General features: G+C 31.3%; 15 protein-coding genes. 9 read left to right on the plus strand and 6 right to left on the minus strand.

Annotated elements, in window-relative coordinates:
* The first annotated feature begins 49 nt into the window (after nt 1–49).
* Nucleotides 50–1,129 (plus strand): glycosyltransferase family 4 protein, encoded by a 1,080-nt coding sequence (locus ITJ86_RS06625; RefSeq protein ID WP_317190618.1) that lies wholly within the window; start codon nt 50–52, stop codon nt 1,127–1,129.
* Complete coding sequence (locus ITJ86_RS06630) at nt 1,126–1,743, plus strand: sugar transferase (protein WP_195870842.1); 618 nt, start codon at nt 1,126–1,128, stop codon at nt 1,741–1,743. Before ITJ86_RS06625 ends, ITJ86_RS06630 begins: the two co-directional genes overlap by 4 nt.
* 3 nt (nt 1,744–1,746) lie before the next feature.
* On the opposite strand, the gene ITJ86_RS06635 is transcribed toward ITJ86_RS06630, so the two are convergent.
* Both ITJ86_RS06635 and ITJ86_RS06640 read right to left on the minus strand, forming a co-directional pair.
* Complete coding sequence (locus ITJ86_RS06635; RefSeq protein ID WP_195870843.1) at nt 1,747–2,403, minus strand: HAD family hydrolase; 657 nt, start codon at nt 2,401–2,403, stop codon at nt 1,747–1,749.
* Nucleotides 2,387–3,358 carry an ATP-grasp domain-containing protein gene (locus ITJ86_RS06640; protein ID WP_195870844.1) on the minus strand — a complete coding sequence of 324 codons (972 nt, stop codon included), beginning with the start codon at nt 3,356–3,358 and terminating at the stop codon, nt 2,387–2,389. The genes ITJ86_RS06635 and ITJ86_RS06640 overlap by 17 nt, the downstream gene beginning before the upstream one ends.
* Nucleotides 3,359–3,750: 392 nt before the next feature.
* Here ITJ86_RS06640 and ITJ86_RS06645 point away from each other — a divergent pair, with 392 nt between their 5' ends.
* From ITJ86_RS06645 to ITJ86_RS06660, 4 genes are read left to right on the plus strand one after another with little or no spacing between them, the layout of a single operon-like run.
* A complete protein-coding gene (locus ITJ86_RS06645; protein WP_195870845.1) occupies nt 3,751–4,878 on the plus strand; it encodes a DegT/DnrJ/EryC1/StrS family aminotransferase in 1,128 nt (375 codons plus the stop codon).
* Entirely contained in the window at nt 4,872–6,767 is a 1,896-nt protein-coding gene (locus ITJ86_RS06650) for a polysaccharide biosynthesis protein (RefSeq protein WP_195870846.1), read from the plus strand. The genes ITJ86_RS06645 and ITJ86_RS06650 overlap by 7 nt, the downstream gene beginning before the upstream one ends.
* A 35-nt stretch (nt 6,768–6,802) precedes the next feature.
* The gene (locus tag ITJ86_RS06655) at nt 6,803–7,579 is read left to right on the plus strand and encodes a polysaccharide biosynthesis/export family protein (protein ID WP_195870847.1); all 777 of its coding nucleotides are present in this window, start codon (nt 6,803–6,805) and stop codon (nt 7,577–7,579) included.
* 57 nt (nt 7,580–7,636) lie between these two features.
* Nucleotides 7,637–9,958, plus strand: coding sequence for a GumC family protein (locus tag ITJ86_RS06660; RefSeq protein ID WP_230080241.1), 2,322 nt, complete (start codon nt 7,637–7,639; stop codon nt 9,956–9,958).
* A gap of 94 nt (nt 9,959–10,052) precedes the next feature.
* On the opposite strand, the gene ITJ86_RS06665 is transcribed toward ITJ86_RS06660, so the two are convergent.
* The gene (locus ITJ86_RS06665; RefSeq protein WP_195870849.1) at nt 10,053–11,225 is read right to left on the minus strand and encodes a proline dehydrogenase family protein; all 1,173 of its coding nucleotides are present in this window, start codon (nt 11,223–11,225) and stop codon (nt 10,053–10,055) included.
* 100 nt (nt 11,226–11,325) lie between these two features.
* Between ITJ86_RS06665 and aroB the strand changes: the two genes are divergently transcribed.
* Nucleotides 11,326–12,396: a 3-dehydroquinate synthase gene (gene aroB / locus ITJ86_RS06670; protein WP_195870850.1), complete on the plus strand. Its 1,071-nt coding sequence runs from the start codon at nt 11,326–11,328 to the stop codon at nt 12,394–12,396.
* On the opposite strand, the gene ITJ86_RS06675 is transcribed toward aroB, so the two are convergent.
* From ITJ86_RS06675 to ITJ86_RS06685, 3 genes are all read right to left on the minus strand, one after another.
* Complete coding sequence (locus tag ITJ86_RS06675; protein ID WP_195870851.1) at nt 12,393–12,911, minus strand: DinB family protein; 519 nt, start codon at nt 12,909–12,911, stop codon at nt 12,393–12,395. The genes aroB and ITJ86_RS06675 overlap by 4 nt on opposite strands.
* 68 nt (nt 12,912–12,979) lie before the next feature.
* On the minus strand, nt 12,980–13,459 hold the full coding sequence (locus tag ITJ86_RS06680) for an Lrp/AsnC family transcriptional regulator (RefSeq protein WP_195870852.1): 480 nt from the start codon (nt 13,457–13,459) through the stop codon (nt 12,980–12,982).
* Between the two features lie 82 nt (nt 13,460–13,541).
* Nucleotides 13,542–14,684, minus strand: coding sequence for a M14 family zinc carboxypeptidase (locus ITJ86_RS06685; RefSeq protein WP_195870853.1), 1,143 nt, complete (start codon nt 14,682–14,684; stop codon nt 13,542–13,544).
* Nucleotides 14,685–14,987: 303 nt separating this feature from the next.
* Between ITJ86_RS06685 and ITJ86_RS06690 the strand changes: the two genes are divergently transcribed.
* On the plus strand, nt 14,988–15,368 hold the full coding sequence (locus ITJ86_RS06690) for a helix-turn-helix domain-containing protein (protein ID WP_195870854.1): 381 nt from the start codon (nt 14,988–14,990) through the stop codon (nt 15,366–15,368).
* Between the two features lie 40 nt (nt 15,369–15,408).
* Nucleotides 15,409–15,795, plus strand: a complete 387-nt coding sequence (locus ITJ86_RS06695) for a hypothetical protein (protein ID WP_195870855.1) — start codon at nt 15,409–15,411, stop codon at nt 15,793–15,795.
* The last annotated feature ends 76 nt before the right edge of the window (nt 15,796–15,871 follow it).

A 15,871-nucleotide genomic window follows, 5' to 3' on the forward strand; every position in this document is an offset into this window, starting at 1 on the left:
GACAATTGCTAGTTCATTAGAGGTTTTGCTGAAGGGCCAATTAAACTTTATGAATGAATATTATGAAATGATTGGTGTCGCGAGTAGTGATGATGGTGAGAACTTAAAGGATGTAGAAAAAGCAGAAGGCATAAGAACTATTGCCGTTAGTATGACAAGAAAAATAACTCCCTTTAAAGACTTAGTAGCCGTCTACAAATTATATCGAGTAATTAAAAAAGAAAAACCATTTATTGTTCATTCTCATACTCCAAAAGCAGGAACTTTAGGTATGCTAGCCGCAAAATTGGCTGGTGTTCCCAATAGAATACATACCATTGCAGGTTTACCATTGTTAGAAGCTAGTGGCAACAAACGTAAACTTTTAAACTTTGTAGAAAAATTCACTTATGCTTGTGCAACACTAGTATTACCAAATTCTTTTGGGCTAAGAGATATTATTTTAGAACATAATTTTTGCAAAGCACCTAAACTTAAAGTTTTAGGCAATGGAAGTTCAAACGGAATAGATGTTAATCATTATAGTAACCAAGGAGTTAATCTAAATGAAGCCAACCTTTTAAAACAACAACTTAACATTTTAGAAAAAGACACTGTTTTTGTCTTCGTTGGCAGAGTTGTCGCAGATAAGGGGATAAATGAACTAGTAGCTGCCTTTAATGAAATTAGCAAATCTAATATTAATACAAAACTTATAATTGTTGGCCCAAGTGAAAAAGACCTAGACCCTATTGATCCGGAAACAGAACAAATTATAAAAAACAACAAAAATATTCATGCCGTAGGAAGTATAGTAGATATTAGACCTTATGTGTTTATTAGCGACATTTTTGTGTTTCCTAGTTTTAGAGAAGGGTTCCCTAATGTCATATTACAAGCAAATAGCATGGAAAAACCATGTATAGTAACTGATATTAATGGGAATAATGAGCTAATAACACACAACTATAATGGTTTAATTATACCACCTAAAGACATCATTTCTCTTAAGCAAGCAATGCTTAACCTACTAAACAATCCTGACCAAACTCTTAAGTTAGCTAGTAATTGTAGGCAAAACATTGTAAAAAAGTATAAAAGAGAATATATCTGGAATGAAATTCTAAAACTATATAAATCATTAGAATGAAACTCTATACAAACATTATAAAACGTTTTTTCGATTTTTTAGCAGCATCTGTTGGACTTCTAATTATTTCACCATTATTCGTTTTTCTTATTATAAGTCTTTTAATACTTAATAATGGTAAACCTTTTTTCTTTCAAACACGTACTGGGAAAAATGGGAAGCTTTTTACAATTATAAAGTTTAAAACCATGACAGATAAAACTGATGAACATGGAGATTTATTACCTGCTATGGAACGGGTCACAAATGTTGGAAGAATCTGTAGAAAATTATCATTAGACGAATTGCCTCAATTACTCAACATTCTTAAAGGAGATATGAGCTTGATTGGACCTCGTCCACTTTTACCTGAATACTTAGAACGCTACAATAAAAGACAGAATCGAAGACATGAGGTATTACCTGGTATTACGGGTTGGGCACAGGTTAATGGAAGAAACACTATTAGTTGGGAACAAAAGTTTGAATATGATGTTTACTATGTAGAACATCAGTCTTTTGTTCTAGATTTTAGAATACTTCTCAAAACAATAGATAAGGTTATAAATAGAAAAGACATCAATAATTCTGAAAATATCGATATGCCAGAGTTTACAGGAACTAATGAATCTTAAGTATTAAATAATCTTTAATTCCTTAAAGTCAACAATAAATTCTTGTGGCAAATTTTGAGAATTAGTGTACTTATAAGCTTCAAAGTGAATATTCTTTCCGTTATCTATTAGCGCTACGCTCTTCCATCCTAAAGCGTTTGGAGCAATAAAATCTTTCTTTAAATTATCAGCAATGTAATAATATTCAGTTCCAGATATTGCCTTTTCGATAGCCTCAAAATTAGATAAATTTGGTTTTTCAGATCCAATCTCTTCGGAAATTATAATTTTATCTAAATAATTTAAAATACCTAAACTATTTAACTTTGCTCTTTGTGTTACTGAACGACCATCTGTAACTATTGCTATTTTTCCTTTTTTAGATTTTATAGCATCAAAAACATTTAATACACTATCAAACAATTGAATATCAGGCTGATGATTCCTGTACTTTTCAATAAGCTGACCTATTTCTATATTATAAGTATTAGCAACAAATTCAAAGACGTTAACTTTACATCTATAGAGAGAAAACATTTTAGAATATAAGGCTTTCCAATTCTCAGGTTCTACGGATTCCGCGATTGCCTTATAGGCAGATTTTAAGAAATCTAATTCATTATATAAGGTATCGTCTAAATCAAAAACTATTACTGTACTATAATCAACCTTTATATCCATGTACTAAAATTTCATCATCATAACGAATCATTAATAAATCCTTTTCCCACACATCAAATTTTTCTTCAATGCTTTTTCCTAGTAGATATTCTTCAATTATCCATTTTGTAAAATTAGCACCAGATAAATATGATAAGGGATACCCACCACCAAATCTAGGATTTATTTCAATGGCATAAATTTTTTGATTATCATTTTTATTTAAAAAAAACTGAGCTGTAAGACAGCCCACCGCACCTTCAATTTTCTTTAAGTTTTCCTTTATATAATCTACTAATGAATTACTAACAGTCAGCGCTTTATAAACCTCACCATCCCTTACCTCTAGTCTTTTTCTAGGTACTACACATCTTAAATCATGATCTTTATTATAATATAAATCACATGTGTATTCATCAAAATCATCATGATCTAAATACTCTAAAAACATCAATTTATTATTTGCGAAATGATATTCTGTTAAGTCCTCTTTTGATCTTATTACATAAGTATCCACACTCCTGCTACCATCAACTGGCTTTATAAAAAGAGGTAGTTTATAATTTTCCTTGGGGTATTCTTTTGCAACTTTAACTTTATGAGTTTCAAAAAACTTATGTATGACACGCTTATTTCTACACTTTGAAACAAAATCAACTGATGAAATTACAACCTCAATTCCTTCTTGCTTAAATTTATCTCTATGTTCAGCAAGCTGAAGTAATTCAGTATCTATAGTTGGAACAACTAAACTAATTTTATAATTTTTACAAAAATCAAATAGTACGTCAATATAATCAGTAGCACCTAATATGGGGACTTTAAAAAACCCATCGGCAATCTGACAAGCAGCTGATAACATAGGATTTGCATCTGAAGCATACACCTCACCTTTTAAGTCTAATTTTTTTAATTCTTTTTGAAATGACCTTACCAGTGAAACTCTTCTCCCAGCTGAAGTTATTAAGATATTCATTCAAATAATTTAAGTTAACATTTAAGCATTTTAACTTTATCAGGTTATAAATATAGTGTAGTTCGTACTATTTTTATTCCATAAATCGTATAAAGTCTATAAATTAGTAGATATATTAACTGTAAATAATAAAATCATACACAATTAAAGAACTAGCATCCCCAATTTATTAATAATAGGCAAGTTAAATAACATTATTACAAACAAACAGCATTCAATCCATTTAAATATTTTTTTCACAAAAAAGAACGTAAATATTTACAGTTTATCGGTTTAATTTGGGTCGTACCATTATAAAAAGCATATTTACTTTTTAATTAGATCGTGTCCCAGATCCCTCTATTGACATGAAATTGAATAGTAATTTACTAATTACTTAACAATTTTTACGTATGAAACCTAAAATATGGCTTTCCGCACCACATATGAGTGGTAATGAATTACCTTTTATTAATGAAGCTTTCAATTCAAATTGGGTGGCTCCATTAGGCCCTAATGTTAATGGATTTGAAAACGATTTACAGTCTTACCTTATGGAGGATAGATATGTTGCAGCATTGGCATCTGGTACTTCTGCATTACATTTAAGTCTTATTTTATTAGGCGTTGATTATGGTGATGAAGTTATTTGTCAAAGTAAAACGTTTTCTGCATCTGCTAACCCTATAATTTACCAAGGAGCTACTCCTGTTTTTGTAGATAGCGAAAAAGATACATGGAATATGTGTCCTATACAACTAGAAATAGCCATCAAAGATAGAGTAGCAAAAGGCAGAAAACCCAAGGCTATAATTGCTGTACACCTATATGGTATGCCTTATAACGTTGACGAAATTACTAAGGTTGCTTTAAAATATAATATTCCTATTGTAGAAGACAGTGCTGAATCGTTAGGAAGTCAATATAATGGTAGGAATTGTGGAACATTTGGTGATTTTTCAATATTATCTTTTAACGGCAATAAAATTATAACCACTTCTGGTGGTGGCGCTCTTGTTACAAAAAGCTTAAAACTTAAAGAAAAAGCAGTTTTCTTGGCAACACAAGCTAGAGATAACGCTCCTCACTATTTACATTCAGAGATTGGTTATAATTACCGAATGTCTAACATTGTTGCAGGTATTGGCCGTGGACAAATGACAATTTTAGATAGTCATGTTGCAAAACGACGTTCTAATTATCAGTTATACTCAAACTCCCTAAAACATATTGACAAAATCACGTTTCTTAATGAACCTGAAGGTTATTTTTCAAACCGCTGGCTATCTTGTATTCTTTTAGATTCTGAAAATACACGTGAAGGGTTAAGATTAGCACTAGAAAAAGAAAATATTGAATCTAGACCATTATGGAAACCGATGCATCAACAGCCAATTTTTAAAAAATACCCTAGCTATCTTAATGGTGTTTCTGATGCGTTATTTAACAAAGGTTTATGTTTGCCAAGTGGCTCAAACCTTACTAATAATGAATTAGAAAGAGTTATTTCTACAATAAAAGCGTATTTTGTAACATGTTAACTAAACTATTAGATAAAATATCGAAAAAATATGCTTCAAAATGGCTTGTGCTATTATTTGATGTCGTGATTGTAATAGCTTCATTTTTCCTAGCATATTTAATTCGATTTAATTTTCAAATAGAGTTTGACTTTATCGACCTTTTAAATCAAATTCCATATGTGGCAATTGTTGCTGCAATTAGTTTTATTGCTGTTGGCTCTTACAAAGGAGTTGTTAGATTTACAGGATTCAAAGACATTGTAAATATTATTATTGGCGCAAATATTTTAGCAACAATTCTAATTTTCTGTACTTTTTTAAGTCGAAAGACATTAGGTAATGATAGTATTTTCAATATTTCGGGTTCAATTATTTACATCAATTTACTTTTAAACATCTTGTTCCTTATAGGCGCAAAACTATTCATAAAATCAATATACAACCATATCACCCAAGACTTTAAGTCAGTTTCAAAGGTCCTGATTTTTGGAGCTGGTAGTTCCGGAATGTTAACCTACGATGCTATACAAAATGACACTAAAAGTGGCTTTGAAGTTGTTGGTTTTATTGATGATGATGAACGTAAAATTGGCAAGAAAATAAACTTGTTAAAAGTCTATGGTATAGAATCTATTGATGAAAGTTTCATTAAAAGAAAAAATATTGAAGACGTTATAATTTCAATTCAAAACATAGATCCTACAAGATTACTTCAAATTACAGGAAACCTTTTTTCATTAGGTCTAAAAGTAAAAATAGTTCCTCCTGTTCAAAGCTGGATTGATGGTGACTTAAGTGTTGGACAGATAAAAGAAGTTAAAATTGAAGACCTATTAGGAAGAGATCCAATTAATATAAAAAACCCAGATCTTGAGGACTTATATAATAACAAAGTAATTCTGATAACTGGTGCTGCTGGTTCAATAGGAAGTGAGATTTGCAGAAAAGTTAGTCTCTATAATTATAAAAAATTAATCTTAGTTGATAATGCAGAATCTGCACTTTATGATATTCAACAAGAATTTAGACAACAAGGTCTAGAAAACGTAGAAGCTATAGTTGCAGATGTTCGTAACAGAAGTAGAATAGATCAAATATTCGATAATTATAAACCTAAAGTAATTTTTCATGCTGCTGCATACAAACACGTTCCTTTAATGGAAAACAATCCATTTGAAGCCGTTAGTGTAAATATTGGAGGCACAAAAAATGTTGCAGATATCGCAGTAAAACATAGTGTTGACAAGTTTGTTTTAATTTCCACCGACAAAGCAGTAAACCCAACAAATGTAATGGGAGCTACAAAACGTATAGCCGAACTTTATGTCACCTGCTTAAAAGGAAAAGGTCATACAAAATTCATTACCACTAGATTTGGAAACGTATTAGGCTCTAATGGATCTGTAATTCCGTTATTTAAAAAACAAATTGAAAAAGGAGGACCGTTAACAGTTACTCATAAGGATATCACACGCTATTTTATGACAATTCCAGAAGCTTGTCAATTAGTAATAGAAGCTGCAGCCATGGGTAATGGTGGAGAGATTTTCGTCTTTGATATGGGAGAGCCTATAAAGATTTTTAATCTTGCTACTAATATGATTATTTTATCCGGCTTACGCTACCCTGAAGATATTGACATAAAAATCACAGGTTTAAGACCTGGTGAAAAAATTTATGAAGAACTTTTAGCCGATGGGGAAAACACAAAAAAAACCTATCATGATAAAATTATGATTGCAAAATCAAGGCATATTGATATCGATAGTACTGAAAAACAGATTAATAAACTAACCGCTGTAAATTCTTTAACACAACCATTAGAAATTGTATCTTCGATAAAGCATTTAATTCCAGAATATATCTCAAACAATTCTACTTACGAAGTTTTAGATATTAAAAAATAATTATCACTTTTATCAAACTTATAACAACTACTTATATGAAACCACGTATTCTAATTATTTCTATACTAGCACTAATTATAGCGACATCATGTAGCTCACGAAAAGACTTTATCTACTTTCAAGATGAGCCGCTTTCAGAAGGTCAATTATCTCCTGAACCAACAGAAATTATTTACAAACCAGACGATATTTTAACAATTAACGTAACGGCATTAGATCCAGCGACTGTTATGCCTTTTAATTTACCTGTGGTTTCACATAACACATCAAATTTAACAAGTGCCCAAGGAAGTTTAACGCAACAAACTTATTTAATTGATTATAATGGAAATATTGAATTTCCGGTTTTTGGAACACTAAAGGTTGAAGGGCTTACACGATCAGAATTAACTACTTTATTAACTGACCGTATTAGTACAATGGCAAAGGATCCAATTGTGAATGTAAGATTAGCAAATTTTACAATTACAGTACTTGGAGAGGTTTCTAATCCAGGCACATTTACAATGCAAGATGAAAGAGTCACTATTTTAGAAGCACTAGGTTACGCAAATGATTTAACCATTTTCGGAAAAAGAAAAACCGTTAAATTAATACGAGAAGTTGAAGGGAAAAAGAAATTTGCTAATATCGACTTAACCTCAATTAACTCCGTAAATTCTCCTGTTTATTACTTACAACAAAATGATGTAATATATGTAGAACCAAACAACGCTAAAATACGCTCGTCTACTTATAATCAAAATAACAGTGTATTGATTTCTGCTATTGGAACACTTACTACCATTATTGCCGTATTTTTAATAAGATAATTATAGTTAAATATGGAGTCTAAAAATAGTTTATCAACGAAAGCGCTAAAAAAAACGTTGAATTTATACCTTTCTCGGTGGAAGTTAATTGCTTTTTTTTGCATTATAGCCGTATCTCTAGCATTTATACATTTACGCTATTCAACCTCTCAATATAACGCATCTGCTACAATACGAATTAAAGATGATAAGGAATCTCAAAAACTCCCGAGTTTAGCTGAATTAAGTGGCAGTAGTCTTCTATCTAGTAAATCGAAAGCTATACAAGATGAGATTGCTATTTTAACTTCAAGGACATTAATTTCTAGAATAGTTAAGGACCTAAAACTTAACATTACATACTTTGAACAAGGTAAAATAAAGGAACAAGAAATATATGAAAACCCTCCAATTAAGCTAAATTTTTTCGTTAACGATACGGTTATACATAAAATTGACACAACGCTTTTTATTAAAATAAAATCCCCATCAGAATTTTTAATGTTTAAAGATGACGGAAAATCGCTTATGGATCGTGATATTACTCAAGGCATATCATATTCTTTTGGTGATCGTATAAAAACAAGCTTTGGTGATGTTGTAATTGTTCCGAATAGTGGAAAACACAGCCCAAAGATAGGTAGTAATTTAAGAGTATCAATTAAACGTATTTCTTCTATTATTGGAAGGTATAAATCAAACCTTTCAATCTCGACAAATGACGAATCTAGTGTAGTAAAACTAGGGCTTCGAGATAATATCCCTAAAAGAGCAATTGATATATTAAACCAAATAATCAAAGAATATAACAATGATGTTATAACAGATAAAGAAGAGGTTGTAAAAGTCACGTCCGACTTTATTAATAACCGATTAGAATTAGTATTTAAAGAATTAGAAGAGGTCGACTTTACTGCAGAACAACTTCAAAAACGTAATAACTTAACAGCTTTGGCTTCTCAGGCAGATATTTATTTAAAAAGTGAAAGACAAACTGAATCCCAAATAAACAATACCACCAATAATATACAGTTAATTGATTACATGCAACAGGAATTAAAAGAAAAGAATAAAAATTCTGACCTTTTACCCTCAGTTGGATTATCCGACGGAAACATTGCTCAAGTCACAAAAAACCACAACGAATTAGTCGCAGAACGAGATAAACTATTAAAAAACTCTACTGAAAGTAACCCTGTAGTTATTAATTTAAACAATCAAATTAATGCCTTAAAAGAAAATTTATCGAGCTCACTTGACAACATGAGAAAATCAAGTGAAATAACACTCAACAATTTAAATCAAGAAGACGCAAGGATTCGAGGTCAGCTGTATGCTGCTCCAACAAAACAAAGACAACTCAGAGATATTGAACGCCAGCAGAGCATTAAAGAATCACTTTACTTATATTTATTAGAAAAACGAGAAGAGACAGCGATTACGCTTGGCATGTTCACACCTAATGCAAAAGTTATAGATTCAGCATATTCTTCTCAAATCCCAGTTGCACCAAACAGAATGCTTACCTATTTAGGAGCACTTCTTTTTGGCTTAGGTATTCCTATAGGATTTATTTATACTAAAGACCTTCTCGACACAAAAATCTATGATAAAGACGACCTTCTAGATGTGGTGAACATTCCGTATATAGGTGACATACCGTTAACGAGTAAGAAAACCAAGCTAATTACTAAGGTGGACTATTCTCCGAAGGCTGAAGCATTCAGGATTATTAGATCTAACATTGATTTCTTGTTAAAAAACAATGACTCTAAAACTAAAAAAGTATTTATTACATCCACAAGAGCTCAAGAAGGTAAGTCGCACACAAGCACCAACTTAGCTTCATCAATTTCGTTTTCAGAAAAATCTGTACTGCTAATTGAAATGGATATCCGAGTTCCGAAAATAATGCAATACCTTAATGAAAAACCAACATCAAAGATTGGTTTATCAGACTATATTGCCAACAAATCAATCAAGCCAAATGAAATAGTCAATAAATTAAAAACCAACACTTATTTAGATATTATTCCTTCGGGTTCCATCCCACCAAACCCTTCCGAATTATTAATGAGTGATAGAATTAAAGATTTATTTGATTATTTCGAAGGTAAATATGATTATATAATCGTAGATACTTCAGCTGTAGGCTTAGTAAGCGATACCATGTTAATCTCAAAATTTGCAGATATGTTTATTTACGTCGTTGGCGCAAATAACGTTGATAAAAGACAATTATCAGCAGTTGCTAAACCACTTTATGACGATAACAGACTACCTAATATGAATATGCTATTAAACGGAACTGATTTTGATAAAAAAGGCTACGGCTACGGTTACGGTTATGGGGACAACCCTCATAAAAAGAAGAAATGGTATCAATTTGGCAAAGCTTAAATAAGTCGCTTTTAATACTAATAACTAAATCCACTATATATAATTATGGTGAATTTTTAAATTTAATTCTAAATAGAAACAATTCAAAAAATAACTACAACTTCCGTCTACGCCTTTCAGATTTTAATAACGACAACTCCCTACTCGTCTGTCCAGCTACTGAGGTGTTCTCTTCTGCTCTTCTAATTAAATAAGGCATTACATCCTTTACTGGGCCAAAAGGAATATATTTTGCAACATTATAACCTTGAGCTGCCAAATTAAAACTAATATGATCACTCATACCATACAACTGGCCAAACCATACATTATTATCTTTTTTAGAAATGTTTTTGGTTTCCATCAAGTCCATAGCCAAATAACAACTCGCTTCATTATGAGTTCCTATAAAAACCGAAATATCTGTTAAATTATTAAGAATGTAATTAAGCGCATCATTAAAATTATCATCGGTTGCTTTTTTGTTTTCGCAAATTGGAGAGTCATATCCTTTATCCAGTGCTCTTTCTCGTTCTTTTTCCATGTAAGCGCCACGAACAATTTTCATTCCAATTTTAAAACCGTTAGACCTAGCTCGTTGATGCAGAGCTTTTAAATACTCTAAACGATCCCAGCGGTATAATTGTAACGTATTATAAACAATGGGAACATCCTTATTATAGCGCAACATCATTTCTTCTACTAAATCATCAGCAGCATCTTGCATCCAGCTTTCCTCACCATCAATTAAAACTTCAACGTCTTTTTCTTTAGCAAGCTTACAAACGGTATCAAATCGATTTACTATTCTATCCCACTCCGCCTCTTCTTCAGCTGTTAACTTTTGTCCCTCTGTTTTTTTTTGATACAACAAAAACCGTCCAAAACCAGAAGGTTTAAAAACAACAATAGGCATAGCTTCTCTGTCATCACAAAAATGAATGATTTTCAATATTTTCTCAAGTGCATTGTCAAATTGATTTTCCTCAGCCTTACCCTCAACAGAATAATCTAAAACAGAACTAACACCTTCTGTGTATAAATTATCTATTACCGACAAACAATCTTCTTCATTAACACCACCACAAAAATGATCAAAAACTGTAGCTCTAATTAATTTCTCTACTGGCAAGTGTGCTTTTAAAGCAAACCTCGTTGCTACAGTACCAATTCTAACCAATGGTTCTGAAGAAATCATTTTAAACAAAAAATAGGCACGCTCTAATTCTGAATCAGATTTTAAAGTAAATGCCGTACCTGTATCCTCAAAAAGGGAGCGATTTATCATTAGCTAAAGAATATAAATGCAAATATATTTATTATAGTCTTACTTTTTTTTCTAAAAAGGAAGTATTTTCACATCATATTTTTCGCTTATAAATTTTATTATGGAATCTATTTCAACAAAAAATGCCGTAGTACATTTTAACTCTGAGGTTTATACAGAATTAAACAACTATATAAAAACAAAAAAACCGTCTAAAATATTTGTCCTTGTAGATACAAATACGCACGATTATTGCCTACCTAAGTTTCTAGAACGATTAGAATCTGACGAAATAGCCGTTGAAGTCATGGAAATGCCAAATGGAGAAGAACATAAATCCATTGATATTTGCACTGGTGTTTGGGAAGCTTTATCCGAATATAACGCAGATCGCAAAAGTTTATTGATTAATCTAGGTGGTGGTGTTGTTACAGATTTAGGTGGTTTTGTAGCAAGTACATACATGCGTGGAATTCCTTACATTAATATACCAACCTCCTTATTAGCTATGGTTGACGCATCTGTTGGTGGAAAAACAGGTGTTGACTTAGGTGCTTTAAAAAATCAAGTCGGTGTGATTAATGAAGGTCAATTGGTAGGTGTTGATACATCATTTTTAGACACGCTTCCGCAAAACGAAATGGTTTCCGGTTTTGCCGAAATGCTAAAACATGGGTTAATTTACGACGAAGCCTATTGGAATACGTTAACACATCTCGAAAAATTAGACATTTCAGACTTAGACCGTTTAATTTATGAGTCTATTGTCATAAAAAACCAAGTCGTAACATCGGACCCTAAAGAACAAGGCTTAAGAAAAATATTAAATTTTGGACATACGATTGGCCATGCTATCGAAAGCTACTTCCTGGAAAATGCAGACAAAACTCCATTATTACATGGTGAAGCCATTGCTATAGGTATGATTTTAGAAACCTATTTATCGACCAAGGTTTGTGGACTAAGCAATGAGCATTTAGCTGAAATTACTAATGGAATTTTAAAAACATTCTCTAAAGTCGAAATAAATAAAGCAGATCAAAACCATATCATAGAATTATTAAAATATGATAAGAAAAACAGCCATGGTGTTGTAAAATTTGTGCTTTTAGAAGCTATAGGGAAACCAAAATTAGACTGTGTCATCAGTAATGACCTAATTTTAGAAGCATTTGATTATTATGCGAATTAGAGGTAACGTTCTTTTATAGTTTTGATATGATGATTTTCATGGCCTAAAAGGATATAACCTATTGCTCTAACAGAAATTGGTGAACCCGAAGCATTACCTATAAGTTTTAATGTACCAGCATCAAACGTACTAAACAAAGTAAGCGTCGCCTGCCTTACAGCCTTATATTCTTCTAACAAACTATCAAAAGAACGGTTCTTAGCTCCAGCATGTACTACATAATCATCATGCTCAAAACCTGGGAGGATTGTTTTATCACGTCTAGCAACCCTTAATGCTCTATATGTAAAAATACGTTCCGTATCTATAACATGAAGCAGAACATCTTTTATGGTCCACTTGCCTTCAGCATAAGCATAACTATGTTTTTCTTTAGGAATACTTAAGAAAAAAGAAACAACAGAATTTTGATTTTGCTTTAATCCTTCACAAATACCTATATCCTCATTGATAGCATCAATATAGGGTTGGTAGTAAGTATTGTATTCTGACGTACTTATAGAATTCAAGCTCATATTCGTTTAAATAAAGAATGCCCTGAGTTACAAAAACAAAGGGCATTTGTTAAAATATAATTTAATGATTATAGTTCATTAAAAATAGTATGCATCAATCGTTTTTTATCATTAAGACTTTCTTCTAAAGAAATCATAGTCTCAGTTCTATAAACGCCATCAATGTCATCGATCATAAAAATAATCTCTTTAGCGTGCATGGTTTCTTTAGCTCTAATTTTACAGAAAATATTAAATTTCCCTGTTGTAATATGCGCTACAGTAACATAAGGTATTTCTGATATTCGCTCTAAAACAAATTTAGTTTGCGATGTGTTTTGTAAAAAAACCCCAACATAAGCTATAAATGAATAATCTAGCTTTTGATAATCTAAGGTTAATGATGACCCCATTATAATCCCTGCTTCCTCCATTTTCTTTACACGTACATGAACAGTACCTGCAGAAATCAATAATTTCTTCGCAATATCTGTAAAAGGAATACGCGTATTATCGATAAGCATATCGAGAATTTGGTGATCAACTTCATCTAATTTAAACTTTGCCATAATTGTATAATTGTATAATCTTTAAAGTAAATGCAAAAATAAAACATTTACATTAACAATTATGCATTATAACTGAATATTTTTACGATTTTAATGAGATTCTTTCATTATTCACTATTACGAAATCGATTTCGAAACCTATTTTTAAGTCAAAACCCTCTGTAGTTTTCACTACGTACCCGTTGGCTTCTATTTCTTTATGTCCATACTTATTATTTAGTTTTGAAATTTCTTCAATAACTGGAACAAACTCTAATTTACCATCAATTAATGTCTCTTTATATTGAATAGCAATATCAACTAAATCAACTACACCATTATATTTTGCATTTCTAATAATTATATCATAGAAACATTTAGCATTCTCTGGAATATCAAAATACGCTTCGTACTTACCAATATCAACCTTATTTATAATAACATCTATCCCTTTTAAAATAGCAATAAACATTAATCTTCTCACCTCTTCTCTATTGTAGTCATTTTTAAAATGTCCTGCTTCATATAATAACGTAGGCACACCAAAACTTTGAAAAGTATCTCCAACACAATTCAGATTAAAACCATCATCATAACGCCCTATTCCATTTGGAATCTCTGCTTGCAGCAAATCATTGATTTCGGCAATTATAGTCATTGCAGCTTTTCTATTCGTTGTTAACTGACGACCTTGATCTTGTGCAGGCGACAAAAATGATAGTGTCGCAACATTTTCTGTCTCTCCAGCACTAAAAATGGTTCGTTGACCATGAAGATTAAAACAATAATCGGGTTTAAAATCGATATAAAGTTGACGTAGTATTTTACTTTCTGGCTGAGATACATTTTGCGCATCTCTATTTAAATCAATTTCATTTGCATTTATACGCGTAAAACATTTAGCACCATCAGGATTTAAAATAGGAATAACTACTAAAGTACATTGTTCTAAAATTAGTTTTGAAATTTCATGTTCAGTTTCAAATAGATTAAAACAATCAAAAAGTGCTTTTGTCGATGTAGATTCATTGCCGTGCATTTGCGACCACAACAAAATTTTAATTGGTCCATTACCAATTTTCAAACTATATATTGGTCGTTTCTCAACCGAATAGCCAAGTGAAGAAATTTGAGGTTTTAACAAATTTCCAAAACATTTTTCTATATCAGAATTGGTAATATAACGACCAAAAAGTTCTGGTGTTTTAACTTCTACAAAGAGGCGATTTAAAAGCTCTAGATTCATAAGACTAAATTAGTGGTTACAAATGTAATCATTTGATTAATTACAATTGTAAACAACCAAAAGTCAACAAAACGTTACAACGGTAAACAACCTTGACTTCTGAAATGCTATCACAACTAAAGTTAATTGAAAAATATTCAACAGGAATTAATTCCACACCGTAAAACACTCTTTATCAGTACTCAATATCAAATCACCAAACCTAAACTTTAATAGTGTTTCAAATATTTAATTACATTTAAGGGTTATACAAATACTATTGTTTACATTTGTATCGTTACATCCACAAAACTCAAGTTTACAATGATAAACTCTGTCGATTTTACAAAACGACTACAAAAAGTCATCGATTTTTACAGTGAATCTGCTTCAAGTTTCGCTGAAAAAATCGGGGTTCAGCGCTCAAGTATTTCACACATTTTAAGTGGCAGAAACAAGCCCAGTTTAGACTTTGTAATGAAGGTACTAAACACCTATCCGGAAGTAGAATTGTATTGGCTTATGAATGGGAAAGGAAACTTCCCTAGTCAACCTAAAATTTCAGAATCTCCAAACTCAAACAAATCAGAAATACAAAAAAAGCCTGATCTTCCTAGTCCGAATTCTATGCCTGAATCTAGTTCTGAAATTGATAAAATTGTAATCTTTTATAAAAATGGAACTTTTAAGAGCTACAAGCCTTAGTATTAATTACACTATTCATTATCTTTACAAAAAGATTTATATGAAGTTTTTTCTTTCAATGTTAGTGTTGATTTTATTAACAAGCTGCTACTCAATAGAGCGTAATTGTTCCGATTTTAAAACAGGGACTTTTGAGTTTACATATATCGTTGATGGTATTGAGCAAACTTCACGTTTTAAGCGCACTGAGAATTTCAACATTGATTATCATGAAGAAGAAGCAGATTCATCATCTATTCGATGGATTAATGATTGTGAATTTATATTAAAGAAATTACACCCAACAAACAACTCCGAAAAAGAGGCTATTCACATGAAAATTCTGTCTACAACAGAAGATTCTTATACTTTTGAATATAAACTCGCTATAAAAAGACCTAGCAGAGCTTCAAGGGTTGAAAAAGGGGTTGCTGTAAAAGTAGATTGATCTCTTACTAGCACCCCAAGTTAAGCTTTAATTTGTCTTAAGATCAAACTAGGTTTTACTAAAAGTTAAAACAACA

It is taken from the genome of Winogradskyella marina, assembly GCF_015645385.1.
GTDB classification, from domain to species: Bacteria; Bacteroidota; Bacteroidia; order Flavobacteriales; family Flavobacteriaceae; genus Winogradskyella; species Winogradskyella marina.

Bases quoted from the DNA above. Each gene is read 5' to 3' on its own strand.
- ITJ86_RS06685 (WP_195870853.1), bottom strand. From the start codon at position 14,684: ATGAATCTAGAGCTTTTAAATCGCCTCTTTGTAGAAGTTAAAACACCA.
- ITJ86_RS06690 (WP_195870854.1), top strand. From the start codon at position 14,988: ATGATAAACTCTGTCGATTTTACAAAACGACTACAAAAAGTCATCGAT.
- ITJ86_RS06675 (WP_195870851.1), bottom strand. From the start codon at position 12,911: ATGAGCTTGAATTCTATAAGTACGTCAGAATACAATACTTACTACCAA.
- ITJ86_RS06680 (WP_195870852.1), bottom strand. From the start codon at position 13,459: ATGGCAAAGTTTAAATTAGATGAAGTTGATCACCAAATTCTCGATATG.
- ITJ86_RS06635 (WP_195870843.1), bottom strand. From the start codon at position 2,403: ATGGATATAAAGGTTGATTATAGTACAGTAATAGTTTTTGATTTAGAC.
- ITJ86_RS06640 (WP_195870844.1), bottom strand. From the start codon at position 3,358: ATGAATATCTTAATAACTTCAGCTGGGAGAAGAGTTTCACTGGTAAGG.
- aroB (WP_195870850.1), top strand. From the start codon at position 11,326: ATGGAATCTATTTCAACAAAAAATGCCGTAGTACATTTTAACTCTGAG.
- ITJ86_RS06630 (WP_195870842.1), top strand. From the start codon at position 1,126: ATGAAACTCTATACAAACATTATAAAACGTTTTTTCGATTTTTTAGCA.
- ITJ86_RS06650 (WP_195870846.1), top strand. From the start codon at position 4,872: ATGTTAACTAAACTATTAGATAAAATATCGAAAAAATATGCTTCAAAA.
- ITJ86_RS06645 (WP_195870845.1), top strand. From the start codon at position 3,751: ATGAAACCTAAAATATGGCTTTCCGCACCACATATGAGTGGTAATGAA.
- ITJ86_RS06655 (WP_195870847.1), top strand. From the start codon at position 6,803: ATGAAACCACGTATTCTAATTATTTCTATACTAGCACTAATTATAGCG.
- ITJ86_RS06625 (WP_317190618.1), top strand. From the start codon at position 50: ATGAATGAATATTATGAAATGATTGGTGTCGCGAGTAGTGATGATGGT.
- ITJ86_RS06695 (WP_195870855.1), top strand. From the start codon at position 15,409: ATGAAGTTTTTTCTTTCAATGTTAGTGTTGATTTTATTAACAAGCTGC.
- ITJ86_RS06665 (WP_195870849.1), bottom strand. From the start codon at position 11,225: ATGATAAATCGCTCCCTTTTTGAGGATACAGGTACGGCATTTACTTTA.